Consider the following 22,961-nt stretch of genomic DNA (forward strand, 5'->3'; position numbering starts at 1 on the left):
CCTAATAACAGACCCATCAAGACCCTGAGCGCCAAACCGAAAAATCAAGGGCACACCAAAACCATCCTCAATACTTCTCTCCTAACTTCTACCCTTATTCCTTCAACACATTCACCAATCACTTCGCTCCCTATCGCCATCACGGATGCCATTGGCTCGTCTAAATCTCACCGCAATCTGGTGCCACTCCTCTGGGATTTGATTGAGGCGACAATCAAATGCAAAAGGCAGTTGCTGCTGCCCTGGTGAGACACGCTTTCTCTTGCTTCTATGAGCACCTCTTGTCTCAACCAATCGCTTCAGCATCCTTGAGCTCCAAAGCAAGCTGCCGACCACTTGGCGCTTCACCAGCAGGCAGCCGATCAGGGCGGGGGCGACCGCCTGGGCGGGGGGCGGGCGAAGAAGCTACGGGGAAGGGCTAGGGGGGTGCTTGGAGGTTGTGGTGGCTATGGGAGTGGCTCATTGGTGGAGCTCACGCCATCCTGCTGACACGAGGCTGAGGATGGGCGATATTGGAGGTCATTACACCTCTCCCTCTCAAAACAATGTCAGAAGAGCAACTCAAAGCTTTCTGGGAAGCCGTCCAGGCAGATGCGGGCCTTCAGGAAAAGCTAAAGGCAGCAAAAGATGCCGATGCCGTAGTAGCGATTGCTAAGGCTGAGGGCTTTGTGATTTCTGCTGAGGAGTTGAAGAAATCTCAGGCAGAGATTTCTGAAGAGGAGCTTGAAGGCGTGGCTGGGGGCCAGCTGGGCCTTGCGATGCACAATTATGCGGCACCGTGGGGGCCATCGAATGCATGGGGCCTTATTAATGATTAAATGATTGATGATACAGCCTAATCCTCAAAAGCCCCTGCCACCACAGGGGCTTTTTATTTCTTCAGTCACACCCATAAACCAGTCACAAACGGCTTCCGATACCTGGCACAATTTTCGTCAATTAAGTAACAGTAGTACGTCAGCAATGGCGGGGTTTTTGCTCGCTACGCTCGCCCATCATCAATAAATCTGGAAGCCGCTTTGCCCGATGGAGTAAGGCAGTAATCCTTTCGCCAGTGCCACGCACACATATTCCACTGCATCTGCCATGTGGAGATGGTCGCTCTTTGGGTCGGGCACGCTTGATCCTGCTTTGTACTCAAGATTCGACAAACTCCTAATCACTCGTTTACAGGTGGGATGCACCTTCATCCGCCGATAGCCGTTGGCGTCTTTCACCATCAATCGGGTGGCAGCAACTGCTCCTCCAGCAGCATGTTGTATGCCGCTGATGGTAGTGATGGACTGACTTCTCGGTGATTAGGACGTGCTTTTAAACGCAGATGCGTACGCTCTGGTGAATAACCAATGGTGGAGCGTACGCACAGGTGAGATGGCAACAGGGGTGAAGACTTACGAGTTGTCCGCAGCTAAAAAGGAGTCACGCTGCGATTCACCTAATGGCAACGCTGGAAGAGTTCAAGGCACTGCGTGATGGGGTGTCCATGGAGGTTCAAGGGGAGCTGTTCAAGCTGATGACCTCAGACCCTGATGCCTCCATCCGTCGCATGGTTGAGATCGCAGCAGAGAAAGGGATGACGGTGACCGCCGATGAGGTGCGTGGCTTTCTGAGGCAGATGGATGACGATGACGAGTTCGATGATTTAGAGCTGGATGCGGTCGCACTACTCGCCATAGCTGGCGGATTTGGCGCAGAGGCACAGTCAAATGGACAACGCAGTTGATGCGGCACGCGGCGGCGCACAGCTAGCAAGTTCTTTCACAACTGCTGAGGAAGAATTTACCTCTGAAAGCCAAGAGGAAGCGCATGACGAGCCATGGGGGCGTTGCCCTGGCATGCGTCCGATGCGAAAATGGTTATTCGGTCGGCAGCCTGTCGCTCAGAGTTGATTCATCACTCGACTAAACATTCACCCCATCAGCAACGAGCGGGGTTTTTTGTTGCTAACTGACAACGCTGCCAACCATTGCTAAAAACAGGCTGTAGCTCCACCTATTCCCATGTCAGAAGAGCAACTCAAAGCCTTCCTGGAAGCCGTCAAGGCGGATGCAGGGCTTCAGGCGAAGCTGAAGACGGCTGGCGATGCCGATGCCGTCGTAACGATTGCCAAGGCTGCAGGCTTTGTGATTTCAGCTGAGGAGCTAAAGAAATCTCAGGCAGAGATTTCAGAAGAGGAGCTTGAAGGCGTGGCTGGTGGGGGTCAGAATAAATGTGCTTGTCAATCGGTTGGGTGTTCTTTTGGGGCGTCGGCGGTCATTTAAGCTGTTGATTCTTCAGCCTACACAAGCCCCTGCAATCACAGGGGCTTTTTATTTCTTCAGCCACCCTCAACCAGCCCCAAACGGCTTCCGAATACCTGGCACAATTTTCGTCAATTAAGCAACAGTAGTGCGTCAGCAATGGTGGGGTTTTTTGAGCAGACAAATGCTGTTGGTTTTGCTATGAAGTGACTGTCAAAAAACAAACACGATGTCAGAAGAGCAACTCAAAGCTTTCCTGGAAGCCGTCAAGGCGGATGCAGGGCTTCAGGAGAAGTTGAAGGCAGCAGGCGATGCGGATGCTGTAGTGGAGATTGCGAAGGCAGCGGGCTTTGCTATTTCAGCTGAGGAGCTAAAGAAATCTCAGGCAGAGATTTCAGAAGAAGAGCTTGAAGGCGTGGCTGGTGGACAGATAGATTGGGAATGGTTGGGTTGACTAACTTACTATAGACCTATTCCAGCCTAAATCCTCAAAAGCCCCTGCAATCACAGGGTTTTTTATTTCTTCAGCCACCCTCAACCAGCCCCAAACAGCTTCCGATGCCTGGCACAATTTTCTTCAATTAAGTAACAGTAGTGCGTCAGCAATGGCGGGGTTTTTTGTTGCTTGCTGACAAGGCCGTCAACGATTGCTAAAAACAGGCTGTAGCTCCACACGTTCCCATGTCAGAAGAGCAACTCAAGGCATTCATGGAAGCAGTCAAGGCTGATGCTGGGCTTCAGGAGAAGCTGAAGACGGCTGGCGATGTCGATGCCGTCGTAACGATTGCCAAGGCTGCAGGTTTTATTATTTCTGCTGAGGAGCTGAAGAAATCACAGGCAGAGATATCAGAAGAGGAACTAGAAGGCGTGGCTGGTGGTGGGAATAACTGTGGCCATGGGTTTATAGATCCTTGGGGTAAAACTTGGAACCCTTTCTGATTCTTGATTCTTCAGTCTACACAAGCCCCTGCAATCACAGGGGCTTTTTATTTCTACATCAACCCTATCCAGCTCACAACGGCTTCCGATACCTGGCACAATTTTCGTCAATTAAGTAACAATAGTGCGCAGCAATGGCGGGGTTTTTGCTCGCTACGCTCGCCCATCCTCAATAAATCTGGAAGCCGCTTTGCCCGATGGAGTAAGGCAGTAATCCTTTCGCCAGTGCCACGCACGCATAGCCCACTGCATCTGCCATGTGGAGATGGTCGCTCTTTGGGTCGGGCACGCTTGATCCTGCTTTGTACTCAAGATTCGACAAACTCCTAATCACTCGTTTACAGGTGGGATGCACCTTCATCCGCCGATAGCCGTTGGCGTCTTTCACCATCAATCGGGTGGCAGCAACTGCTCCTCCAGCAGCATGTTGAATCCAAGCAGTTGTTCATCACTCAGCTGCTGCCTTGAACCCACTTGGAAGTTGTTTTGAAGAAACTCTCGGGCTTGCTGTTGCGGCCAATTGAGGCGCTTCAGGATCTCATCGCACTGGTTCACAAGATCTGAGCGGCGTAAGGGAATCGTCGCCGTTTGTGCATCGCTCGAGGCTGGAAGTTCACGCAGGCGCTTGAGATAAGCCACGAGATCACTGAAGCGCGTGAGTCGATGTCGGCTGCTGTGGCCAAACGCTCGCTCCAAATAAATGGATTCATTGGCTCGATCCCAGCCGATGCGTTGCAACTCGAGGTCGATTGCGGTGAGTTCTTCGCTCCAATCGTCGGGATCAGTGGGCGCTTCGTTGACAGCGCTGGTTTGGGTGTCTTGCTCTGGGGTTTTGATCGCGGGGGGAGTTTGCGGCTCAGAGACAGGCGTTGCCTTCTGTGCAGTTCGATCCCCTTCCTGGCCGTTGCGGCGCACAAGCTCCTTGTTGCTGGCTGTCGTTGCCTTGGGCGTTCCCAGGCGTTGCAGCAGCCTGGCGATGGCCTGATCTTCTGCTTCGGTTGCCGTGGGCGCCTCACCCAGGGCACTGCCCAGTGACGTGTCGCCGTCAAAGGCTTCCACGCGAACAATGCAGCGCTGGTCGTTGTGATGGCAAAGCTGGGCTTGGGTTTTCATGCCACTGGTCGGCGCGTCCCATTTCTAGGCTGGGCTGATGGACACAGCTGCACTGCCTTCCCTAACCCCCTGGCTGGATGGCGTTGATCAACTTGGTGAACTGCTTCCCTTGTTGCCTGTGCTGGTGAGTCTGGAACTGCTGTTGTCCGCAGACAATGCCATCGCTTTGGCTGCGATTGCCCGCACCCAGCAGGATCCAGCTCTCGAGCGTCGCGCTCTCAATCTGGGTGTGTTGATGGCATTCGTGCTGCGCGTTGCTCTCATTCTTCTGGCGCAATGGGTGCTGGCCTTCCCGCCGATCCAGCTACTGGCAGCTGGCTATCTTCTTTGGCTCTGTTATCAGCACTGGCGGCCTGCTGCCACTGAGGACGGTTCTCAGGCCTTGGAGGAGTCTGCGCCGACTGTGCGTTTTCGCCGCACCGTTCTGACCCTCGCCCTTACGGATCTCGCGTTTTCAATCGACAGCGTGGCTGCCGCTGTGGCGATCAGTGATCAACTTCTGCTGGTAATAACAGGTGCCCTGATCGGAGTGATCGCACTTCGCTTTACGTCGGGTTTGTTCATCCATTGGCTGAAGATCTATTCCAGACTTGAATCGGCCGGTTATCTGGCCGTGGCGTTCGTTGGATTCAAGTTGCTGATCCAGCTTGTTTTCCCGACGATTGATATCCCTGGGCTGTTGACGCTCTTTGTGGTGACTGGGTTGATGATTTGGGGATTTTCGGTTCGGCTCCCTCCAGTCGTTGAGGAGACCTGAGCCATGCTCATCGAGATCCGTCAGTTCGGCAGCGAGCAGCCGATCGATCGGCTGGAGATGGAGGATCCTCCCCACCCTGGCCGTTGGTTTTCACTCGACACCAGAAGTTTCCTGGTCATGCAGCGACGGCATCGTTACAGGCTTCGCTCCGGTCGCTACGAACTGCGTTCTGTGGTCCTTCTCGTGAAGACACAGAAGCAACCGGAGGATGCCCGCTGGTTCCGTCATGGTTGGGTGATTGGAGATCCCAGTTGCCGCTTCAATGCACTCAGCCCACTCCTGCGCTGTGCGGTGCTCCCGGAGGGTCCCTGCGAACGCTGTGTGCATCGCGAGGCTGCTCCCTAGCCCCAGTTCTTCAGAATGGAGCCCTGAACAACACCGTGGATCGATGAAACGCGAGCGATGCTGGGTGTGGTTTCGAGGCGGTCTGAATGAACGGCCGCACTGGGTTGGTGGTTTTTATGGCTCAACGGATGATCAGGACGGCATCCTGATCCAACATCCGAGCTATCGCGATTGCAGACTTCCTGCTTGGAGAGTCACGCAACAGGAACCCACTGATCTCCATGCCGCACCTGACAGACCCGACAATGCGGTTTGGCAATTGTTCTGAAGGCCCTTTGGATGCAGCATTCCGCTCTGCGCGCTCGAGCTGTGCTTCTGGAATTTCTTAAATTTCGCGTTCTTGCGGCACAGCAGACCTTTTTCAACAATGAGACCCCAGAGCACCGCCGCGCCTGGCTGGCGCGCGTTCACCCTCAGGCGCTCGTGCTCAGTGACCAACAGCTCGATGAGGTTTGGACTCAGGCGCAGCAGCTTTACGCCGATCATTAAGAGCTCAATGGGTGCCCCCGTAGGGTGTGGCTAGCGGCGGCACCACAATCAGCGCAGTTTCTGTCCCTACGGATCCCCAGGTTTTGTTCTCTGATCTGGGATTGGGTGAGCCCCTGCTGGAAGCGCTTCAGGCCAAGGGATATACCCACCCATCTCCGATTCAGGCGCAGGCGATCCCGGCGGTGATTGATGGCAGGGATGTGATGGCAGCTGCGCAAACCGGTACGGGTAAAACGGCTGGTTTCACCCTGCCGGTTCTGGAGAGACTTCGGCACGGCAAACGGGCTGGACGGGGCCAGATTCGCGCTCTTGTTCTCACGCCAACCAGGGAACTCGCCGCCCAGGTTCTTGAGAACGTGAAGGCCTACAGCATGCATCTGCCTCTCCGCAGCGATGTTGTGTTCGGCGGTGTGAAGGCCAACCCACAGATTGATCGCTTGCGCGGTGGCATCGATCTGCTTGTGGCCACGCCCGGTCGGTTGCTTGATCTCCATCAGCAGGGGGCTCTGCGCTTTGACCAGCTGGAATGCCTGGTTCTTGATGAAGCGGATCGCATGCTCGACATGGGCTTCATTCACGACATTCGCCGCTTGATCAGGCTGATGCCTGTGAAGCGCCAAACGCTTCTGTTCTCAGCCACGTTCAGTGCGCCGATCCGCAAGTTGGCGTCGGGCCTTCTCCATGATCCAGTTCATCTTCAAGTCACGCCTGAAAATCAGACGGCGCGGTCGGTGGAGCAAGTGGTGCATCCCTGCGACATGGCGCGCAAGAGCGATTTGTTGAGCCATCTCATTCGTGCAGGGGACTGGCGTCAGGTGCTCGTGTTTTCACGCACAAAGCACGGAGCCAATCGGGTGGCCGACCGTCTCAACAAGGAAGGTCTTTCCGCAGCGGCCATCCATGGCAACAAGAGTCAGGGGGCACGGACCCGAGCCCTGCAGGGTTTCAAACAAGGAGGTGTCCGTGTTCTCGTGGCGACGGATATCGCCGCTAGAGGCATTGATATCCAGCAGCTCCCCCATGTTGTGAATCTGGATCTGCCGAATGTGGCGGAAGATTATGTGCACCGCATCGGTCGTACTGGTCGTGCCGGTGAAACGGGGCATGCGGTATCGCTGGTTGCCGCCGAGGAAGCACTTCTCCTTAAAGCGATCGAGCGGCTAACGGGCGAGGAGCTGAAGCGTCAGACCGTGGAAGGCTTTGAGCCCACCGTGCTCAAAGCTCCTCCCCTGGATCTCAGTGGTGGCCGCAGGCGCCCACCCGGGAAACCCAGAGCGCGCACCGCACCCTCCCCCATGCGCGGCCGTCATCGCTAAGGGTTCGCCGCGAGCCCCATCGTGTCTCCAGGGACTGCCTGGAGTTGTTGGAGAAGGGCCTGCCCATGGCTGCGAGCCTTCCCCTCCAGCTGGGCTTCACGAATCAGGATTGGACAGCCACTGGTACTCACCACCAGGTCTGAACCAGCGCAGTGAAGAATCTGGCCGGGAGGATGTGCACCGGTGCTCCATCGGCCGACCAAGGCGCGGGCGTCTTCAGATAAGCCATCTGCGAGACGTTCGATTAGAGGTTCCGTCGCCAGCACCTTGAGGCGGCGTTCTTTCCAGACCGTGACGGCTCCCGGATACAGACCCATCACCTTTCGGTGGGTCGTTAGGGCTGAATCTCCCCAATTCAGCTGAAAGTCTTCTTTGCTGAGCATGCGGGCGTAGGTGCCCTCCTCTGGCTGTCGGCGCACCTTGAGGCGCGACCATCGCTCTCCCTCGGGCCCTGGGCCCGCCCTCTCGATCGCAGGCAGGGCTTCCAGCATGAGATCGGCGGTGAGCCGGCTGAGTCGCTCGCCCAATTGATGGGCATTCTCAAGGAGGCCGATCGGCAGGCGTTGCTCTAGGAGGACTGGACCGGTGTCCAATCCCTCTTCCATGGCCATGATCCCCACGCCGGTTTCCGCGTCCCCCTCAAGGATTGACCATTGAATTGGTCCTGCACCTCGCCAACGGGGAAGCAGAGAGCCGTGCCCGTTCCAGCAGCCCAAAGGTGGGTGCTGAAGGATGTCCTTGGGCAAGATCTGGCCGAAGGCAACCACCACAGACACATCCGCACCCAGGGCATTCAGCTGTTGCTGGCACGTCGGGTCCCGTCGAATCCTTTCCGGGGTGAACACGGGGCAGCCGAGCTCTTGAGCCCTGGCTTTCACAGGGGAAGGCATCAACTGTTTGCCCCGACCTCGGCGCCGATCCGGTTGGGTCACCACACCGACGATCTGATGCCCTGCTTCATGGAGTGTTTCGAGGGTTGGTACGGCATACGCCGGAGTGCCCCAGAACAGGATCTTCAAAGCCAAAGCGGTTGAGCGGCGAGTGAATCAGGCTTCGCCGGTGATGGCGAGACCATCGACCCAAATGTGAGGGCACACCCCTTCGTGGGTGACGATGGGATCGGCTTCGATCTGAACGATGGATCGCAGGAGCTCTCGGATATCGCCGGCAACCGTTGCTGCCTCAACGGAAATGCGTTCACCTCCATTCACCAACCAGCCATCGAAGGGAAGCGAGAATGATCCCTGGCTGGCTTTGACGCCGGCATGCAGAGCATTGAGGCTCTCGATCAAGACGAATGGATCGCTGGTTGTGCGGTGATCAAGGTGATCAGCTGGCAGCGTGCACCCTGCGCTGCGATGCACTTCAAACCAGTCGGGTCCAACGGACACCTTGGCTCCTAACCCGGCGTGTCCGGTGGGTTGGACACCGAACGCACGGGCGGTGGCTTCTGAGTGCAGGAAACTCTCCAGGCGCCCATCACCAATCAGGCGCAGGGTACGGGTTGGCGTTCCTTCCCCATCGAATGGCATCGCTCCCACATGGGCAGGGTGAAGACCGTTGTCGATCAGATTGAAGAAGGGAACGGCCAGTTGTTGGCCGATCGTGTCGGGCTTGCTCAGGCTTACACCGTCGAGAACGGCGCGGGCATTGAACATGCTGCTGAAGGAACCGATGAGATCGAGAAAAGCTTCTGGTGTGAAGCACACCAGATAGCGACCGGTATCAATCGGTTTGTAGTTGAGATGGCTGATGGTGCGTTCGGCTGCTTCATCGATACATCCCTTGAGATCCAGGTCGGCGCTGCCGAGAGCCAGTCGCACCGCTCCTCCACTCCTGGGTTTCCGTCCCTGCTCCTCAGCGCGGGCGAACAGATAAAGACTCGCTTGGGTGCGTTGTGCCTGCCGGAGAGCACCATCGCTGTTGAGGTAAATGCGCTCACTGCGCCCTTCATTAAGGCCGTTGTAGGGAACCGTCTCGATGGCGGGGTGCCGGCTGAGGAGTTCCTTTTCGGCCTCCAGAAGATGCTTGAGCAGGGATTGAATGCCTTCGGAGTCCTTGAGAGGCCGATCGAGAGGTTCGGTTGGCGCGTTTGCCAGTGGAGAGAAGTGGGGAACCTCATCACTGTTCCCAAAGGCGCTGGCCTGATGGGCGCCCATCAAGGCCTTTTCCAGACCTGCATCCGAGAGATCTGAGGTGCTGGTAATGCCCACCAGACCGTCCCGGTTCCAGACACGCACGGTGATGGAACTGCGTTGTGAAGCTTTCAACTGTTTGGCTTCACCGCGATCCACTTGAACGGACGCGCTGTTGCTTCGGCTGGCTCCGAGATCCCATTGAGAAATTCCTTCTCGGGATGCGAGCTGGTGGAGCCGATCACGCAGAGCCGCCACGTTCAGAGGTGTACTTCCCATGATCAGCGGCCTCCAACGGTGATGGAATCAACTTTGATGTGGGGTTGCCCCACGGTGACAAAGACGCTGCCGCTCACCGAACCGCAATAGCCGGCAGCAAGATCGAGATCGTCGGCACACATCGAAATCCGCGGCATCACTTCCTTGGCCTCACCGATCAAGGTGGCGCCTTTCACGGGCTTGCCCAAGGTTCCGTTTTCAATCAGATAGCCCTCTTCAACGGAGAAGTTGAACTGTCCGGTGGGGCCGACACTGCCGCCTCCCATGGATTTGCAGTAGAGCCCACGATCCACGGATCCGATCAGATCATCGATGCTGTGAGGACCAGCAGCGATGTAGGTGTTGCGCATCCGACTTGCGGCCGCGAACCCATGGCTCTGGCGACGACCACTGCCGGTGCGGGCGTGGCCGGTGCGTAGTTCACCTGCGCGGTCGCTGATAAAGCGCTTCAGTACACCATTTTCGATGAGAACGGTGCGCTGCGGTTCCATGCCCTCGTCGTCCATGGACATCGAGCCAAAGGCTCCATCACTCAACCCTTCATCGATGGCTGTAACGGCTGGATGGGCAATGGATTCGCCGATGCACTCAGCGAATGGCGTGGTACCGCGTTCGATCTGGGTTGTTTCCAGCAAGTGGCCGCAGGCTTCATGAAAGATCACGCCACCAAAACGATTGGCGAGCACCACTGGCATCTGACCACCGTCCACATACTCCGCGCGAAGCATGGTGGAGGCACTGCCGCACACCTCCTGTGCGGAGGCTTCGATGTTCCAATCGCACAGATCATTCGGTTTGTCGGTGCTCCCGTAACGGCGGGCGATGCTGGCGCGGTGGTCACCGTCTGCAGCCAGCACGCTGAGGCCGCTGGATTGATGCAGCCTGATGTCGCGGGCGAAGGTGCCGTCACTGGCAGCAACAAGCACCTCCTGCCAGTCTCGAGAAAAGCTGCCACGCCTTACTTCAAGGTGCTGGCCAAGGCGCTGCAGGCATTGGGTGCCTTCAAGCAGTCGCTGGGTGATGACATCGAGGTTGGGTGTGCTGTCCAACCAATCGTTTTTCGTCGCAGCGAAATTTCTGAGAGCGCTAAGACCCTGAAATGCGTTGGAACCGGAGAGAGTGGATCGTTCCAGTTGAAGCATGGCCAAGGCCTGATCCAGTGCTTCTGCCAAGCCGGCGTCACTGAGATCGTTGGTGCTGACGAATCCATCCCGTGCACCCCGGAACACCCGGATGCCAGCCCCCATGCCGAAGGCCGGCGAAACGCTGGTGATCTTGTCTTGCTCAGCGAGCACACCCAGGTGGTCAGTGCGCTCGAGGAAGACTTCGACGAGATCGGCGCCGGCTCCCAAGCCAGCGTTTAACAGCATGTTGAGGCGCTGCTCCCAAGGCGAACAACCGGGGTCGAGATTCGGAATCCCGGCTGCCGTAATCGTGTTGGTTTGCATCAGCGCACGCTGGGCTGAAACTTTTCGCTGCGCACTGGTGCCATCAGGAAGAGGGACGCCATCTGGGCTCCGTTGGCGATCCAGTGGGGAAGTTTGCGCAGCACCTTGATTGGTGCAGGTGAAGCACTGGCATCCACAGCGTCCAGTGCAGCGTTGTTGGTCACAAGGTTCTCAAGCCCGGCATAGAACTTCGGATTCTTGACATCCAACACAACGGGGAAAACCCTGGCGGTTGTCTCGTTGGTCTTGTCGATCACCAACCGGTCGTAGTCACGCGCATCAAGACCAAGGGCTTCGTAGAACTCCTTGCGGGCGACGTCGCGCACATACATGGTCGCGAAGACAGCCAACAGGAAGAAGCGGCACCAGAGGCGAGCGCGCAAACCACGAACGGTGTCGGGTTGAGCCTTCATCAAGGCATCGAAGAAATCCCCGTGACGATTTTCGTCCTGGCACCAATTTTCGAAGAAATTGAAAATTGGGAAAATCTTGCTGTCGGGATTCTTCTCGAGGTGACGGAAGATCGTGATATAGCGCCAATAACCAATCTTTTCGGAAAGGTAAGTGGCGTAAAAGATGAATTTCGGTTTGAAGAATGTGTATTTCTTGTTGGCGGTCAAGAAGCCCAGGTCGAGCTGCAAGCCGAAATCACTCATCGACTTGTTTAGGAAGCCAGCATGGCGGGCTTCATCACGGGCCATGTGAGAAAAACACTCAGCCAGAAGTGGATTTCTGGTTTTGATCCGACGACTGAGCTCCTTGTAGAGCAAAAAACCTGAGAATTCTGATGTGCAGCTCTGCTCAAGGAATTCAACGAAAACGCGACGCGTTTCCGGATCGAGTTTGTCTGCCGCACCGTCAAATTCTTCGTTGCGAACAAAGTGATGACGGTTGTAGTCCTTGCGGAACTCCTCGCAGATGGCCTCCAGTTCTGCTTCGTTTGGCCGCAAATCCATGGCGGCCATGGCTTCGAAGTCCGTTGTGTAGAAGCGCGGCGTGAGGATCGTGTCCTTGGCCGGGTCCTTGACGGCAACGGCTGATCCTGGTGCAGGTGCGTCGTTGACGGCGGTTGGAGGCACCATCTGTTTTTGCTCAGTGCTAACCATCGTAAGTGGCACCGTGAGGTTGCCGGGGTCTCTGTGAAGCGAGTCGTTCAGTTGCCGCCGAGCCATTTCTGACCGTTGAGCCGCTGGAGCAGTCTCGATTGCAGAAGCGCCAGGTTGATGCGCTTTTCGTCGATGAGAAACGATTCCAGCAGGCTCGGTTCGGTTCCAGACTCGGCAAGGGCAATGGTTTTGCCGGAGGTGATGGCTTCGGATTCGAAGCAGAGCCAGAACCTGCGCTCGCTGCTGAGCTCTCCTTTCACCATCCAGCAGGAACCTCCCACCACGGGCCTCTCACCTTCTGAGAGGGAAAGACTTACGGGGGCACGGCCTCGTTCCGCCAGAGCCTTCGAGAGCGATGGCAGAAAGTCGTCCTGGATGAAGGAGGCGAAGGGTTTGTCTTCGAGCTTGGGTTTGGCGGCAGGTTTTGCTTTGCCTTCACCAGCGGGTTTGGTCTCGCCTTTCGGCTTGGCAGGGGTTTCGCTCACCGGATGTCGGTCACTGGCGGGACTGTAGACAGCTCAGGTGTTGCCTCACCAGCCGCGGGCTACCAGTCCTCACTGAGGGGCTGATTCCAGTCATCAGGCCCTGATGGCTTGGATGCTCCAGCTGTCGGGGTTGCCGTTTGATCGGGATCGGCCCTAGGCACTGTCTTGGCTTCAGCGTCGCCCCGTCGGATCACACGAAAGGGCACAGAGACCGTCGGCGCTGGGTCACGCACATCCCGCTCAGGCCATGTCACGGAGGCGGCATCGGAGGGAGGCTTCGGGGGCTCAAGCGGTTCTGAGGGCTCAGGCGGCCACGCGAACGGTCGTCGCACCTCGCGCTGCAGCGTTGGTGGTTGGGGAGATGCCGCCAAGGCACCACCCGAGCCCAGCGCAGCGCCGGTTGCGGCTGCGATGGCCATCCAGGCACCGATGGGCAGGGTGGGTAGCTGCCAGGTGAGGATCCGAAGGCTGCCTCCCTTCCCAAGATTCAGCCCTGCGACCAGCAACGTGAGCAGCAAGGGTGACAGGCATGGAATCAGCAGCAGCCGTTGCAGCGGGGTCATGACCGTCGTCCTTGCCAACGGTTCTGTTCTGTTAGCGACTCGCCCAAACCATCAAACAGGCGCATGACGAGGAAATCGAGCATGTCGTCGAGGGATTCCGGTTGGGTGTACCAGGCTGGAATCGGCGGCGCAATCCTGGCTCCAGCTTCGGCAAGCGTTGTGAGATTGCGCAGATGAATCAGGTTCCATGGCATTTCCCTCGGGGCGATGACAAGAGGTCTGCCTTCCTTGAGGTGCACATCCGCACTGCGTTCCAGTAAGTCTCCCGCCAGTCCAGACGCCAGACGTCCCACGGTTCCCATCGAGCATGGAACAACCACCATTCCCCGGGTCACCACACTGCCACTGGCCACCACAGCGGCTTGATCATCCCAGCGATGGCAGATCAGCTCGCCGCTTTGCACATCGAGATGGTCACGCCAGAACTGGTGCTGCTGGCTGGGATCCACCGGGACGGCGATCCCCCGTTCAGCTCTCCAAACTTCGTGGGCTCCCCGGCTGACAATCACGTGCACGCTGTGCCCACCCTTGAGAAGCCATTGAATGCTGCGTTCAGCTAATTGCTGGGCGGATGCGCCGCTGACGCCAATGACGAAAGGGGCGGTCATGCGTCTGACACGGCCACAGGCAGGGGATCGGCCTCCGTGGAATCGTGCGCAGAATCGTCGTTGCTGGCTACCTCCAGGTCGATCTGATTGCGCAGCACGTCAACTTTCAGCACCTTCACCTTCACTTGATCGCCAAGTTGATAAACCCTGCGACTCCGTCGACCCACGAGTCGATTCTGGCGGGAGCGGTATTCGTACCAGTCGTCATTCAATGAGCTGACGTGCACTAACCCTTCCACCATCGATGGAGGGATCTCCACAAAGAATCCATAGCTCTGCACACCACTGATCACACCGGTCTGCTCCTGATTCACCATCGGTTCAGCACTTCTGGCTTGCGCCATGGCGACCACGTCTTTGCGTAGCTCTGAAACCTGACGGCGGCCTGTATTCAGACGCTGGACGATCCGTTCACGGAACAGCTCTGACAGTTTCTGATCCTGCGAAGCAGTGAACAGGGGCCAGGTGATCTGATCGCCTACCCCCTGGCGTCCGATCGGCACCTTGTCTTTGTGACGCACGCTGGGGCGGTCCTTGCCCTCGTTGAGCAGATGACACAACACCTGCTGATTCAAGACATCGGCGTAATGAAGAGTCGGACAACACCAGGGTGCAAGGGATTGAGCCCAAACCGAACCGGATGTCTCCGCGTCATTGCTGGCCGGTTGATCAACGTCTGCTGAGGATGCAACCTCTGTCTCTGCATCAGTGCTGTTGTCATCGGTTTGCAGGCTTCCCGTGGTCGCTGCAGCGTCACTGAGTCGGTAAACGCTGTCGGGCAGGGCATGCCGAAGCTGAAGATTGAGCACGCGGCTCGACTCACAACCGGCGACAGCCTTGGCGAGTTCATCTGCGGACGGCGTTCCGTCTTCATCGAGTTCGAGAGGAACATCAAGGGCAATGGCTGCCTTGGCGACATCCGTCAGAGCGGAGTCATCGGCGGGTGGGGCACTCAGAAGGACGGCAGGGAGACGCAGATCCTGGCTATGGGAGTTCCAGACTCGGTGAGCCGTGCGCAACAGCACGGCCATGACCGATTCAGGAGCGGCTGGATTCAGCGGTTCTGTCCAGTTGGTTGCATCACCATCTGGAGCGAGCGGATTTAAATCTCCCAGGGTGTCGAGCTGAGGTCTGGGCAGATCCAGTTCAATTAATCCTGCGGCTTTTTCGCATTCATGGGCGTTTTTGGCACAGAAGATCAGAGTTTCCAGCTGGCTGATCTGCTCTTTGATTGCTTTCAAGGCCGCTGGAATCGCCCGGGATTTCGGTTTGCGTCCTTCAAGGGCAGCGAGATGTTCGTTGGTGATCTCAGCAACAGGACGGATCTTGGTTAACGAGAACTCCCAGTCTTTCCATTCACGGTCAGGGCCGAAATCCAGCCGAAGCGTGACGGCATCCTGAATTTCGCCGACGCGAAATGCGCTGGCCTTTGTGAGTGCCGGGCTCAGAAGCGGAAGCCATTGCTGGCCAAGACAGATGGTCTCTGCCTGGTCCAGCAGCCACTGGTCGAGACTGTTCCCAGGGGTCAGCCGTTCCGCAACGGCTGGTGCATGGATCCAAAGGCGCGTCCCTCCTTCGTGGGGGATGACATGAACTGCCGGCAGGGAAACAGCGTCGCTTGCAGACCAGCCTGTGAGCAGCAATGCCGGCTGATCCGTGCAATCCAGCCGCTTTTTGGCTGCTGGTGCCTTGAGTGATGCGCGTGGTGGGCTGGACCGTTGATGGAGATTGGCTTTGGTCAACATCAGGTCCCGATCTGCCTCAGGTCCGCCATTGAGAGACAGTGCGCGGGAGACATGGCCCTGGGCCAAGAACTGCGCGACGGGGTAGCGGTCAAGAATGACCTCGGCGACCGCTTCATCCGCGGGAGTGTCCGCGTGGCCTGCATCCTCGGAGGGAAGCTCGATGGTCGCCAGAATCCTGTCGTCGAGGGGGATCGCCACAAGCTTGTCCTCCTGCTGTTCGACAGCCGCCAGAAGACTTGTGGTGGCCCGTTCCAGAATGCATTGCACACCTCCTTCTGGGGAACGACGGCGACCGCCTTCCCGGGTGATGCGCACAAGAACGCGATCGCCGTTCCAGGCGTGATTCAACTGGTGATCGCGGATATAGATGTCATCACCGCCGTCATCGCGGATTGCAAAACAAAAGCCCTTGCTGCTGCAACGCAGGCGAGCTTCCACGAGGTCATCGGAGATGCAGCGTTGGATGTCTCCGCTGTCGTCCGTGCTCAGGATCCCCAGGCGCGTGAGAGCTTGCAGTGCCAAGCCAAGGGACTGTTTCTCTGATCGATTGGTCAGCCGCAGGATTTTCTCCAGCTTTGCCGTTTCCAAGGTTCCATCGAAGGGAACCTGGTCGAGCAGATCAGCGACCGTGAATTTCATCAGAACGGAATCAGGAACCGGCCTTCAGGACCGGGAGGGGGACAACGCAGGTGCGCAAGCAGCAGAGGAACCGCGCAACCTCCTTAATCCATCTGATCTTACGGGCCGATGCCTTGCCGGGGTGTTGTTCAGTCCTGTTCGGGAATGACGTTGCTCTCTGTTTTCAGCATCGGCCAGAGAAGTTTGAGCCCGATCACCAGGAACCCAACGGATGCCAGCAGTTGAAGCCAATCGGCTGGAATGATCGCCGATAGAGAGCCTCCCGCCACCGCTCCGATCAGGCTTGCGATCACGAGAGCGCTGGACGATCCAAGGAAGACTGCCAACGGCCGATCAGAGGTGCCGCTGATCGCCACGGTTGCCAACTGCGTCTTGTCGCCGAGCTCAGCCAGAAACACGGTGACGAAGGTTGAGAGCAGCAGCGTGAGGTTCATCGGTGGTTTGGATGGATTGAGCTGGGGGTCGACCGGGTGCGTTCAGAGGGGATGGCTGCCCAGAACCGAACGTAGTGCCTGGGATCCGAGCCACAGGCCAAGTCCCACCATCAGGAGACCTGCCATTTGTTCCAGACGTTCTGGTTGCAGCACCGACGACAGCCAGCGGCCGACGAGCACGCCAACAAGACTGGAACAGATCAGTGCCAGAGCGGCACCACCGAAGACCAACCAAGGCTGACCGGATTCAGCGGAGAGCAACAGCGTTGCCAACTGCGTTTTGTCCCCAAGTTCCGCCAGGAACACAGTGGTGAAGGTACTGACCAAAACGGTTGTGAACCTTGGACGCTGAGAGCTTCCGGCGTCGGTCATCGCGATGGAGGCGTGGATCGAATCAGTCGTTCGAACTTACGCAGTTCCAGACTGCGTCCGCCATGAACCGATCGAATCTGCTGGCGGCAGCAGGCGATGGCGAAGGCGTCAGCGCGGTCTTGGGGAACCTCGAAAAGGCTGCAAAGGCTGGCGACACGACAGAAATCCGGGCGTTCTTCATAAATGCGACATCGCCTGGCGCCGCTGTCGAAGTGAATGCACCATCCGTCGGGCCCCACCATCGCTAGGTATTGGCTTTGTTGTTCAGGCGTCAGGGCTTCGATCGCTTCCTGACGTTCCTCTGGGGCCAGCTTGCAGCAGGCGCCGCATTGCTGGAGGCAGGCCCAGTGCAGGGAATGGCGGCTCATCGTGACGGTCCGTTGTGGGTTGCGTTGAGACCGAGCTGTGACAAGCCGTCACAGAGGCCAGCCCGGTTCGAATTGTTTCTGGCGGAAGGCTCGTAACCTGGTCTCGGCAAACTGTTGCTTACCAGCTCTCGTCCCATGGGAATCGATTTCCACCTGATCGCCAATTTCGGTGCACTGGCCTTGATCACCCTGGCAGGTCCGGCAGTGATCTTCATCCTCTTCTACCGCCGCGGCGCACTCTGACGATTGAGCTTGCTCAACCCGTGATACACCGGATCCCTGCACACCAGGCGACCGATGTACGCGGCGAGCACAGCCGCCAGCACCACGCCGGCGAACAACTGCTGATCACCGGCGAGACGCCAGGCAAAGATGATGGACACCAGGGGGAGCTGGGTCGCCCCTGAAAGCCCTGCCGCAAGACCCAATCCGATTCCCAGCTGACCGCTGTAACCAGCGATCGCACAGATGGTGTAACCGAGAACAGCTCCGAAGGTCAGCGATGGATCGATCAGGCCTCCAGGCACCCCAGGGCTGAGCGCCAGCATCGGACCGATCACGCGCACGGCCGTGATCCAAACACTGGCGAGGCCCGTGACCCAGTGACTTTCGTCTTGAACAGGATTGGGCATGCCTTGCTCGATCAGTTGGCGAACGAGAGATTCGCCATCGGATGTGGATGTCCCCCAGCTCATCAAAGCCAGCAGGCTCAGGCCACCACCGAGATAAAGGCCCGTCCGCAGAGGCCGTTGTCTCACCGATGCCGACAGCCTTTGCGTGAGCCAAACGAGTCCCTTGTTAAACAGACCGCCAACAAGACCGGCCACGAGTCCGACAGGAATCGCCATCATCAATTGTTCCAACTCCGGCGTCACGACGTTGAGAACGCCTAGGCCGAACATCGGTTGTCCGCCAATGTTCGACAAGCCTGCCGCCGCAACACTGATCACCAGAGCAGGCCAGATCGTCACGATGGCGTAATCGGCCGTGAGCTCCTCCAGCATGAAAACGGCTCCGAGCAATGGTGTGTTGAACCCTCCTGCCAGGCCGGCGCCTCCACCGATGGCCACCATCTGCCGTTCGCTCAGTGACGGCAGCCATCCCTTAAAACGCTGATGACAGGCTCTGGCCACTGCGGCACCGAACTGCACAACAGGTCCCTCCCTTCCCAGGGGAAACATGGCCACGGTGGCGATCGACCAGAGGAGGCCGCGTTGCACTGTGCCGGGAGCTGCCATGGCCCTTGGCAGCAGTGAAGGATCCTTTAATCCATTCATCGTGGAAGGAATTCCGGACCCTGCTCCCTCATGCCACGGACCTCGCTGCAGCAGCAGGAGAATCGGCATCACCACTAGCGGCGCCAGCGCCACAAGAACACCGGGCAGAGTCCACTCGTTGGCTGCATTCGTCGGCATCAGCGCGTACAGCTTTTCCTGAACGCGATCCACAAGGTTGAGCGGCAGGCAGGCGATGCCGATCAGCACGCCAACAACCACCAGGCTGATGAAATGACGCACCAAGCCCTGCAACTGGCTTTGGGAGGGCAGTGTCCCCGGAATCAGGGCGGTTTCCTGGCGACTGTCCGGACTCATGGGCAAAGGCCGAGACCCACGCAGGCCTCCTGTAGTAAGCCCGCAACGTAGGGGTGCCCGGCCCGACTGTCTTCACTCTCCAGCACACCCATGTCGTTGATCTTGCAGATCAAGGACTCACCGGCGGGATTCAGCACTTGGAGGGCTTTCGGTCCCAAGCGCTGCATCCTGTAAACCCCAGACCCGCGACTGAGTTCCATCACCGGATGGTGATCCCGCAGGGCCTGAATCTCCAGCTGAAACCGGGTCTCCCCACGCCAATGATTCTGGTTGAGCTTGTAGGCCAGATCAATCGTCTGCGGAATCGCGGCGTTGGCTGGCCAACGCCAAATGATGGCCTGTCGTTCAGCGCCGTCCTGCTCCAGGGTCAGGCGTCGATGCCCGCCGCGCAGGGATTGTTGATCCAACACCCGGCAACCTCTCGACCAGAAAAGCGGTTTGGGATGTCCTGCGCCGAAGGGTTCCAGCTTCTGCAGGCTTGCCCAGAGGTCGTGGTTGATGTCCTCAAGCGTTAAGAGTGCCTCAGGTTCCACAAGCAATCCCTCTCCCCTCTGGGCGATCCAGGCTGCGGCGAGCCTGTTTAGCCCGTCGTGGAGCTCTGTCACAGCTGACACCTGAACTGTGAAGCCTCCAGCTGCGGGATGTCCGCCAAAGCGTTCCAGCAGATGCCCGCAGTGCTTCAGAGCTTGATCCACTGCGAAACCCTCGGGGGCACGGACGGATGCCCGCATCAATCCCTCCCCATCTGCCGCAAGCAGGGCCGCCGGTCTTTGATAACGCTCAACCAAACGGGCGGCCACGATCCCGATCACACCGTGGTGCCAATGGCTTTGAGCTAAAAGAACGAAAGGTGGTAAAGGCGATGGATCGCTGTCCAACAACGCAATGGCTTCCGCTTCAATCGCATCGCAGAGGTCTCGGCGTTGACGGTTGAGGACGTCACAACGGCGTCCCAATTCGTAGGCCTGGTCTTGATCCTCTGCGGTGAGAAGCTCCACCACCAGCACAGGATCACCAATGCGGCCGACCGCATTGATCCTGGGTGCCAGCTGGAAACCGATGTCATCGGCGACAAGGGGGCGATCACCCAGTCCAGCCAGCTGCTGAAGGGCTTGCACACCCGGACAGCTGCTGCGGTGAAGGTGTTTCAACCCTTCCTTCAGCAGACTGCGGTTGGCCCCTGTCAGGGGTGCCATATCGGCCACGGTGCCGATGCAGAAGAGATCCCGGGAGCTGCCAATCGCTTCGGGCCTCTTCATCTCCAATGCCAGTGTGCGGGCCAAGATGTAGGCAAGACCTACGCCCGCAAGACCTCGATACGGCGAGTTTTCAGGGGTTGTGGCTGGATGAATCAAGGCCATGGCTTTCGGAGGTTGATCCGGAAGGGTGTGGTGGTCCGTGAGGATCACATCCACCTCGAGGTCTGCGGCGCGCTCCAGTGCCTCCCGTGCGGCTACGCCGTTGTCGACGGTGATCAAAAGTCTGATCCCCTCCGCATGGAGCTGTTCCACCATCCCTGGGTTCAACCCATAGCCATCGTCCATCCGGCTTGGAATCGCTGCTTTCGGATCGGCACCAAGACAGCGGAAGGCACGCAGCAGCAGGGCGGTGCTGGTCATGCCGTCGGCGTCGTAATCCCCGCAAACGGCCAGAGACTCCCCCGTCCGGCACGCCGTCTGAAGGCGCGCCAGTGCTTGGGCGAGCTGGGGGAAGTGGTCGTGGGGAGCCGGCGGGTCCTGATCGCTCAGGAGAGCCTCCACGTCTTCTGTTTTTGAGAGGCCGCGCCGATAAAGAACCGCTTTGAGTGGTTGGGGTAACGCAATGCGATCAAGGGGGATGCCATCGATGGGCCGCGGCAGACGCCACTGCTGCTGTCGGCCGACCTCAACCATCCCTCATCTCCGATGGACGCATTGTGGGGGGTTCCGCGACCGATGGTGTTCCATCAGGGTGAACCCATGCTGAATCGCTGCAATGTCTCGACTGCAAGCCGTCTTTTGGGATGTGGACGGAACGCTTGCTGACACGGAGATGTCCGGCCATCGGGTGGCCTACAACCGTGCCTTCGCCGAGCTGGGTATCGGCTGGAACTGGGATCCTGACCTCTACGCCGAGCTCTTGACCATTCCCGGGGGAACCAAGCGCATGCAGCGGTTTGCGCAGAGGTGCTCAGTGTCTCTAACGCCCGACTTGCTCCAACGGTTACGCGAGGCCAAGCAGCGTCACTACCTCGCCATGATTCGCTCCGGTGCAGTGCAGTGGCGGCCAGGAGTGCTGCGGCTTCTCAAGGACCTTCAGCACGCTGGTGTTCAGCAGTGGATCGTCACCAGCAGCGGACTTGCTTCCGTTCAGGCTCTCCTCGAGGTCCTGCATGGTTTCAGCGCAGGCCCTTTCAGCGGTTGGGTGACAGCGGACGATGTCCGTTGTTCAAAGCCTGATCCAGAGCCCTATCAGCTCGCTCTGCGACGCAGTGGTGTCGATCCAGATTGCGCGATCGCCTTGGAGGACTCAGCACCGGGCTTGCGGTCTGCTCGTGCGGCAGGACTGCGTTGCTTGCTCACTCCATCCCCTTGGGATCCTGAACTTCCAAGGGACAATCACCACGCCACAGCTGTTTTGGATCACTTCGGAGCAGAAACCTCGTGTCGGATCCACAGCGGACCCCCTTGTGAAGGCGGCCGGGTCACGCTGAAGTATTTGGAGATGCTGCTTGATCTGGGTCAGGGATGACGCTGCATGTCACGCGATACGACCGGCTTCAGCGTCGGGTAGGAGCTCATCTGTCCCAGGCCCTGGTCGGGCCTTGGCGTCGCAGGAGTGTGGGACTGCTGGCCTTGTTATTCGGTTTCATTGTGGGCAGCAACGTCACGATGTACTGGTATCAGAAATCAGGTCAGGAGCGCCCCATCGCTGTTCTGATGATGGTGGTGGTTTTAGAAGTTCTGGTGCGGCTGCGTAGCAGGGTGCGGATTGAGCCTTGGCCTCTGGGATGGCTCGCTCTCGACAATTTGCGGATTGGAACCGTCTACGCCGTTGTGTTTGAGGCTTTCAAGCTTGGCTCGTAACAGACGACCGGACGCACCACGCGGGGGGGATGCCCTTCTGGAGCTCTTGGGTTGGCCCGATCCGGAGCGTTGGTGGCACCACTGGCAGGCCCGTGGTGGTTTGAGCTTGGTGCGAGATCGTTGGACCGTTCCTGTCGATGATGCCTGGATTGCCTCCCTCGCTCTTCCACTCCTCACCCGAGTGGAACAGGCCCACGCCGAGGATGTCCCGACGTTGATCGGGGTCAGTGCCCTGCCGGGTTGTGGCAAGACCACCCTCTGCAGTTGGATCAAACATGCTGCCGACCATCTCGGCTGGTCGGTGGAGCATCTATCGATCGACGACTTCTATTGGCCTGCAGCAGAATTGGAACGCAGCATGGCCGGAAATCCGTGGGGAGTCCCCCGGGCTTTGCCTGGCAGTCATGACCTCATCGGGATGGAACGATCTCTGCAGGCTTGGCTGAACGGGGACTGTCTCCAGGCGCCACGGTTTGACAAGTCTCTTCGGGGAGGACGGGGCGACCGTTGCGGTTCCACCATCTCCAAGCCACGGGTGGTGTTGCTGGAGGGATGGTTTCTCGGTGCGGTGGTGCGTGAGCACCGTGATGATGCAATGGAGCAACAGCTCACGCCCTCAGAACGTCAGTGGCGTCCCAAAGCACTCACAAAGCTCAGCGAGTACGTTTCGATCTGGTCCATGCTCGATGAGCTCTGGCATCTGCGCATCGAGAACGTTGATGCTTCCGCGCGCTGGAAGCGTCAGCAATTGAACACGCTCTTGGACAGGACCGGAGTGAACTTTGCTGAGAACGAACTCTCCGATTTCAATCGAATGGTTGAGGTGGCTCTGCCGAGAGGTTGTCTCGATTGCATTCCTGGAGCCACGATCATCGTGGACCTCACGAGCGAAAGGGCCGTTCGCGAGGTCCGTTTCAGCTGAC

The 22,961-nt window shown here is 58.2% G+C and carries 30 protein-coding genes and 1 pseudogene; 14 read left to right on the forward strand and 17 right to left on the reverse strand.

The features are described 5' to 3' along the window. Window positions 1-111: 111 nt before the first annotated feature. Window positions 112-318, reverse strand: a pseudogene (locus tag SynPROS71_RS13865) (hypothetical protein); the annotation flags it as partial. Between the two features lie 227 nt (window positions 319-545). Between SynPROS71_RS13865 and SynPROS71_RS06040 the strand changes: the two are divergent. Then, on the forward strand, window positions 546-818 hold the full coding sequence (locus SynPROS71_RS06040) for a Nif11-like leader peptide family natural product precursor (protein WP_186597431.1): 273 nt from the start codon (window positions 546-548) through the stop codon (window positions 816-818). A 180-nt stretch (window positions 819-998) separates the two neighbouring features. On the opposite strand, the gene SynPROS71_RS06045 is transcribed toward SynPROS71_RS06040, so the two are convergent. Then, complete coding sequence (locus SynPROS71_RS06045; RefSeq protein ID WP_186597433.1) at window positions 999-1,220, reverse strand: hypothetical protein; 222 nt, start codon at window positions 1,218-1,220, stop codon at window positions 999-1,001. Between the two features lie 218 nt (window positions 1,221-1,438). Between SynPROS71_RS06045 and SynPROS71_RS06050 the strand changes: the two genes are divergently transcribed. The 4 genes from SynPROS71_RS06050 (at window position 1,439) to SynPROS71_RS06065 (ending at window position 3,179) form a co-directional block, all read left to right on the forward strand. Beyond that, on the forward strand, window positions 1,439-1,723 hold the full coding sequence (locus tag SynPROS71_RS06050) for a hypothetical protein (RefSeq protein ID WP_186597435.1): 285 nt from the start codon (window positions 1,439-1,441) through the stop codon (window positions 1,721-1,723). 277 nt (window positions 1,724-2,000) lie between these two features. Then, window positions 2,001-2,261 carry a Nif11-like leader peptide family natural product precursor gene (locus tag SynPROS71_RS06055; protein WP_186597437.1) on the forward strand — a complete coding sequence of 87 codons (261 nt, stop codon included), beginning with the start codon at window positions 2,001-2,003 and terminating at the stop codon, window positions 2,259-2,261. 208 nt (window positions 2,262-2,469) lie between these two features. Next, entirely contained in the window at window positions 2,470-2,694 is a 225-nt protein-coding gene (locus SynPROS71_RS06060; RefSeq protein ID WP_186597439.1) for a Nif11-like leader peptide family natural product precursor, read from the forward strand. 227 nt (window positions 2,695-2,921) lie between these two features. Then, the gene (locus SynPROS71_RS06065) at window positions 2,922-3,179 is read left to right on the forward strand and encodes a Nif11-like leader peptide family natural product precursor (protein WP_186597441.1); all 258 of its coding nucleotides are present in this window, start codon (window positions 2,922-2,924) and stop codon (window positions 3,177-3,179) included. 169 nt (window positions 3,180-3,348) lie between these two features. Here the strand turns inward: SynPROS71_RS06065 and SynPROS71_RS06070 are convergent, their stop codons facing one another. Together SynPROS71_RS06070 and SynPROS71_RS06075 are read right to left on the reverse strand one after the other, a co-directional pair. Continuing rightward, window positions 3,349-3,570 carry a hypothetical protein gene (locus SynPROS71_RS06070; RefSeq protein WP_186597443.1) on the reverse strand — a complete coding sequence of 74 codons (222 nt, stop codon included), beginning with the start codon at window positions 3,568-3,570 and terminating at the stop codon, window positions 3,349-3,351. Beyond that, window positions 3,570-4,292, reverse strand: a complete 723-nt coding sequence (locus SynPROS71_RS06075; RefSeq protein ID WP_186597445.1) for a hypothetical protein — start codon at window positions 4,290-4,292, stop codon at window positions 3,570-3,572. The genes SynPROS71_RS06070 and SynPROS71_RS06075 overlap by 1 nt, the downstream gene beginning before the upstream one ends. 37 nt (window positions 4,293-4,329) lie before the next feature. On the opposite strand from SynPROS71_RS06075, the gene SynPROS71_RS06080 reads away from it, so the two are divergent. From SynPROS71_RS06080 to SynPROS71_RS06100, 5 genes are all read left to right on the forward strand, one after another. After that, window positions 4,330-5,049 (forward strand): hypothetical protein, encoded by a 720-nt coding sequence (locus tag SynPROS71_RS06080; protein ID WP_186597447.1) that lies wholly within the window; start codon window positions 4,330-4,332, stop codon window positions 5,047-5,049. A gap of 3 nt (window positions 5,050-5,052) precedes the next feature. After that, window positions 5,053-5,394, forward strand: coding sequence for a DUF6464 family protein (locus tag SynPROS71_RS06085; protein ID WP_186597449.1), 342 nt, complete (start codon window positions 5,053-5,055; stop codon window positions 5,392-5,394). 43 nt (window positions 5,395-5,437) lie between these two features. After that, window positions 5,438-5,662: a hypothetical protein gene (locus SynPROS71_RS06090; protein ID WP_186597451.1), complete on the forward strand. Its 225-nt coding sequence runs from the start codon at window positions 5,438-5,440 to the stop codon at window positions 5,660-5,662. An 11-nt stretch (window positions 5,663-5,673) separates the two neighbouring features. After that, complete coding sequence (locus tag SynPROS71_RS06095) at window positions 5,674-5,883, forward strand: hypothetical protein (RefSeq protein ID WP_186597453.1); 210 nt, start codon at window positions 5,674-5,676, stop codon at window positions 5,881-5,883. Window positions 5,884-5,966: 83 nt separating this feature from the next. Then, the gene (locus SynPROS71_RS06100; RefSeq protein ID WP_186597455.1) at window positions 5,967-7,199 is read left to right on the forward strand and encodes a DEAD/DEAH box helicase; all 1,233 of its coding nucleotides are present in this window, start codon (window positions 5,967-5,969) and stop codon (window positions 7,197-7,199) included. Here the strand turns inward: SynPROS71_RS06100 and fmt are convergent. The 11 genes from fmt to SynPROS71_RS06155 all read right to left on the reverse strand — a co-directional run bounded on the left by fmt (window position 7,196) and on the right by SynPROS71_RS06155 (window position 17,381). Beyond that, a complete protein-coding gene (fmt, locus tag SynPROS71_RS06105) occupies window positions 7,196-8,218 on the reverse strand; it encodes a methionyl-tRNA formyltransferase (protein WP_186597911.1) in 1,023 nt (340 codons plus the stop codon). The genes SynPROS71_RS06100 and fmt overlap by 4 nt on opposite strands. A 27-nt stretch (window positions 8,219-8,245) precedes the next feature. Beyond that, complete coding sequence (locus SynPROS71_RS06110) at window positions 8,246-9,613, reverse strand: TldD/PmbA family protein (protein ID WP_186597457.1); 1,368 nt, start codon at window positions 9,611-9,613, stop codon at window positions 8,246-8,248. A gap of 2 nt (window positions 9,614-9,615) precedes the next feature. Beyond that, window positions 9,616-11,061 carry a TldD/PmbA family protein gene (locus SynPROS71_RS06115; RefSeq protein ID WP_186597459.1) on the reverse strand — a complete coding sequence of 482 codons (1,446 nt, stop codon included), beginning with the start codon at window positions 11,059-11,061 and terminating at the stop codon, window positions 9,616-9,618. Continuing rightward, window positions 11,061-12,143, reverse strand: coding sequence for a magnesium-protoporphyrin IX monomethyl ester (oxidative) cyclase (acsF, locus tag SynPROS71_RS06120; protein WP_186597461.1), 1,083 nt, complete (start codon window positions 12,141-12,143; stop codon window positions 11,061-11,063). The genes SynPROS71_RS06115 and acsF overlap by 1 nt, the downstream gene beginning before the upstream one ends. Before the next feature lie 71 nt (window positions 12,144-12,214). Then, window positions 12,215-12,652 (reverse strand): DUF2996 domain-containing protein, encoded by a 438-nt coding sequence (locus SynPROS71_RS06125; protein ID WP_186597463.1) that lies wholly within the window; start codon window positions 12,650-12,652, stop codon window positions 12,215-12,217. 59 nt (window positions 12,653-12,711) lie between these two features. After that, on the reverse strand, window positions 12,712-13,215 hold the full coding sequence (locus SynPROS71_RS06130; protein ID WP_186597465.1) for a hypothetical protein: 504 nt from the start codon (window positions 13,213-13,215) through the stop codon (window positions 12,712-12,714). Next, on the reverse strand, window positions 13,212-13,823 hold the full coding sequence (locus SynPROS71_RS06135) for a flavin prenyltransferase UbiX (RefSeq protein ID WP_186597467.1): 612 nt from the start codon (window positions 13,821-13,823) through the stop codon (window positions 13,212-13,214). The genes SynPROS71_RS06130 and SynPROS71_RS06135 overlap by 4 nt, the downstream gene beginning before the upstream one ends. Further along, window positions 13,820-16,207 carry an RNB domain-containing ribonuclease gene (locus SynPROS71_RS06140; protein ID WP_186597469.1) on the reverse strand — a complete coding sequence of 796 codons (2,388 nt, stop codon included), beginning with the start codon at window positions 16,205-16,207 and terminating at the stop codon, window positions 13,820-13,822. The genes SynPROS71_RS06135 and SynPROS71_RS06140 overlap by 4 nt, the downstream gene beginning before the upstream one ends. 128 nt (window positions 16,208-16,335) lie before the next feature. Further along, window positions 16,336-16,641 (reverse strand): TMEM165/GDT1 family protein, encoded by a 306-nt coding sequence (locus SynPROS71_RS06145; protein ID WP_186597471.1) that lies wholly within the window; start codon window positions 16,639-16,641, stop codon window positions 16,336-16,338. 42 nt (window positions 16,642-16,683) lie between these two features. Continuing rightward, window positions 16,684-17,013, reverse strand: a complete 330-nt coding sequence (locus SynPROS71_RS06150) for a TMEM165/GDT1 family protein (protein WP_186597473.1) — start codon at window positions 17,011-17,013, stop codon at window positions 16,684-16,686. Next, the gene (locus SynPROS71_RS06155; protein ID WP_186597475.1) at window positions 17,010-17,381 is read right to left on the reverse strand and encodes a YkgJ family cysteine cluster protein; all 372 of its coding nucleotides are present in this window, start codon (window positions 17,379-17,381) and stop codon (window positions 17,010-17,012) included. The genes SynPROS71_RS06150 and SynPROS71_RS06155 overlap by 4 nt, the downstream gene beginning before the upstream one ends. Window positions 17,382-17,516: 135 nt before the next feature. On the opposite strand from SynPROS71_RS06155, the gene psb30 reads away from it, so the two are divergent. Then, window positions 17,517-17,624 carry a photosystem II reaction center protein Ycf12/Psb30 gene (psb30, locus tag SynPROS71_RS06160; RefSeq protein ID WP_006041509.1) on the forward strand — a complete coding sequence of 36 codons (108 nt, stop codon included), beginning with the start codon at window positions 17,517-17,519 and terminating at the stop codon, window positions 17,622-17,624. Here the strand turns inward: psb30 and SynPROS71_RS06165 are convergent. Both SynPROS71_RS06165 and recJ read right to left on the reverse strand, forming a co-directional pair. Then, a complete protein-coding gene (locus SynPROS71_RS06165; protein ID WP_186597477.1) occupies window positions 17,603-18,973 on the reverse strand; it encodes a chloride channel protein in 1,371 nt (456 codons plus the stop codon). The two genes, psb30 and SynPROS71_RS06165, sit on opposite strands and share 22 nt — an antisense overlap. Beyond that, window positions 18,970-20,865: a single-stranded-DNA-specific exonuclease RecJ gene (gene recJ, locus SynPROS71_RS06170; protein WP_186597479.1), complete on the reverse strand. Its 1,896-nt coding sequence runs from the start codon at window positions 20,863-20,865 to the stop codon at window positions 18,970-18,972. Before recJ ends, SynPROS71_RS06165 begins: the two co-directional genes overlap by 4 nt. Window positions 20,866-20,947: 82 nt before the next feature. Here recJ and SynPROS71_RS06175 point away from each other — a divergent pair, with 82 nt between their 5' ends. Genes SynPROS71_RS06175 through SynPROS71_RS06185 form a run of 3 tightly spaced genes read left to right on the forward strand, consistent with a single transcriptional unit; the run spans window position 20,948 to window position 22,960 of the window. After that, window positions 20,948-21,703, forward strand: a complete 756-nt coding sequence (locus SynPROS71_RS06175) for an HAD-IA family hydrolase (RefSeq protein WP_186597481.1) — start codon at window positions 20,948-20,950, stop codon at window positions 21,701-21,703. Next, window positions 21,700-22,038 (forward strand): DUF565 domain-containing protein, encoded by a 339-nt coding sequence (locus SynPROS71_RS06180; protein WP_186597483.1) that lies wholly within the window; start codon window positions 21,700-21,702, stop codon window positions 22,036-22,038. Before SynPROS71_RS06175 ends, SynPROS71_RS06180 begins: the two co-directional genes overlap by 4 nt. Next, window positions 22,028-22,960: a kinase gene (locus SynPROS71_RS06185; RefSeq protein WP_186597485.1), complete on the forward strand. Its 933-nt coding sequence runs from the start codon at window positions 22,028-22,030 to the stop codon at window positions 22,958-22,960. Before SynPROS71_RS06180 ends, SynPROS71_RS06185 begins: the two co-directional genes overlap by 11 nt. Window position 22,961: the final 1 nt, after the last annotated feature.

Origin of the sequence: Synechococcus sp. PROS-7-1, assembly GCF_014279795.1 — a bacterium.
Classification (GTDB): Bacteria; Cyanobacteriota; Cyanobacteriia; order PCC-6307; family Cyanobiaceae; genus Synechococcus_C.

Coding starts and splice junctions, on each gene's coding strand:
- SynPROS71_RS06130 (WP_186597465.1), bottom strand. CDS start 13,215: ATGACCCCGCTGCAACGGCTGCTGCTGATTCCATGCCTGTCACCCTTG.
- SynPROS71_RS06115 (WP_186597459.1), bottom strand. CDS start 11,061: ATGCAAACCAACACGATTACGGCAGCCGGGATTCCGAATCTCGACCCC.
- psb30 (WP_006041509.1), top strand. CDS start 17,517: ATGGGAATCGATTTCCACCTGATCGCCAATTTCGGTGCACTGGCCTTG.
- SynPROS71_RS06135 (WP_186597467.1), bottom strand. CDS start 13,823: ATGACCGCCCCTTTCGTCATTGGCGTCAGCGGCGCATCCGCCCAGCAA.
- SynPROS71_RS06045 (WP_186597433.1), bottom strand. CDS start 1,220: ATGGTGAAAGACGCCAACGGCTATCGGCGGATGAAGGTGCATCCCACC.
- SynPROS71_RS06075 (WP_186597445.1), bottom strand. CDS start 4,292: ATGAAAACCCAAGCCCAGCTTTGCCATCACAACGACCAGCGCTGCATT.
- SynPROS71_RS06060 (WP_186597439.1), top strand. CDS start 2,470: ATGTCAGAAGAGCAACTCAAAGCTTTCCTGGAAGCCGTCAAGGCGGAT.
- SynPROS71_RS06080 (WP_186597447.1), top strand. CDS start 4,330: ATGGACACAGCTGCACTGCCTTCCCTAACCCCCTGGCTGGATGGCGTT.
- recJ (WP_186597479.1), bottom strand. CDS start 20,865: ATGGTTGAGGTCGGCCGACAGCAGCAGTGGCGTCTGCCGCGGCCCATC.
- SynPROS71_RS06145 (WP_186597471.1), bottom strand. CDS start 16,641: ATGAACCTCACGCTGCTGCTCTCAACCTTCGTCACCGTGTTTCTGGCT.
- SynPROS71_RS06180 (WP_186597483.1), top strand. CDS start 21,700: ATGACGCTGCATGTCACGCGATACGACCGGCTTCAGCGTCGGGTAGGA.
- SynPROS71_RS06150 (WP_186597473.1), bottom strand. CDS start 17,013: ATGACCGACGCCGGAAGCTCTCAGCGTCCAAGGTTCACAACCGTTTTG.
- SynPROS71_RS06085 (WP_186597449.1), top strand. CDS start 5,053: ATGCTCATCGAGATCCGTCAGTTCGGCAGCGAGCAGCCGATCGATCGG.
- SynPROS71_RS06175 (WP_186597481.1), top strand. CDS start 20,948: ATGTCTCGACTGCAAGCCGTCTTTTGGGATGTGGACGGAACGCTTGCT.
- SynPROS71_RS06090 (WP_186597451.1), top strand. CDS start 5,438: ATGAAACGCGAGCGATGCTGGGTGTGGTTTCGAGGCGGTCTGAATGAA.
- SynPROS71_RS06165 (WP_186597477.1), bottom strand. CDS start 18,973: ATGAGTCCGGACAGTCGCCAGGAAACCGCCCTGATTCCGGGGACACTG.
- SynPROS71_RS06050 (WP_186597435.1), top strand. CDS start 1,439: ATGGCAACGCTGGAAGAGTTCAAGGCACTGCGTGATGGGGTGTCCATG.
- SynPROS71_RS06095 (WP_186597453.1), top strand. CDS start 5,674: ATGCAGCATTCCGCTCTGCGCGCTCGAGCTGTGCTTCTGGAATTTCTT.
- SynPROS71_RS06055 (WP_186597437.1), top strand. CDS start 2,001: ATGTCAGAAGAGCAACTCAAAGCCTTCCTGGAAGCCGTCAAGGCGGAT.
- SynPROS71_RS06070 (WP_186597443.1), bottom strand. CDS start 3,570: ATGGTGAAAGACGCCAACGGCTATCGGCGGATGAAGGTGCATCCCACC.
- SynPROS71_RS06040 (WP_186597431.1), top strand. CDS start 546: ATGTCAGAAGAGCAACTCAAAGCTTTCTGGGAAGCCGTCCAGGCAGAT.
- SynPROS71_RS06065 (WP_186597441.1), top strand. CDS start 2,922: ATGTCAGAAGAGCAACTCAAGGCATTCATGGAAGCAGTCAAGGCTGAT.
- SynPROS71_RS06140 (WP_186597469.1), bottom strand. CDS start 16,207: ATGAAATTCACGGTCGCTGATCTGCTCGACCAGGTTCCCTTCGATGGA.
- SynPROS71_RS06155 (WP_186597475.1), bottom strand. CDS start 17,381: ATGAGCCGCCATTCCCTGCACTGGGCCTGCCTCCAGCAATGCGGCGCC.
- SynPROS71_RS06110 (WP_186597457.1), bottom strand. CDS start 9,613: ATGGGAAGTACACCTCTGAACGTGGCGGCTCTGCGTGATCGGCTCCAC.
- acsF (WP_186597461.1), bottom strand. CDS start 12,143: ATGGTGCCTCCAACCGCCGTCAACGACGCACCTGCACCAGGATCAGCC.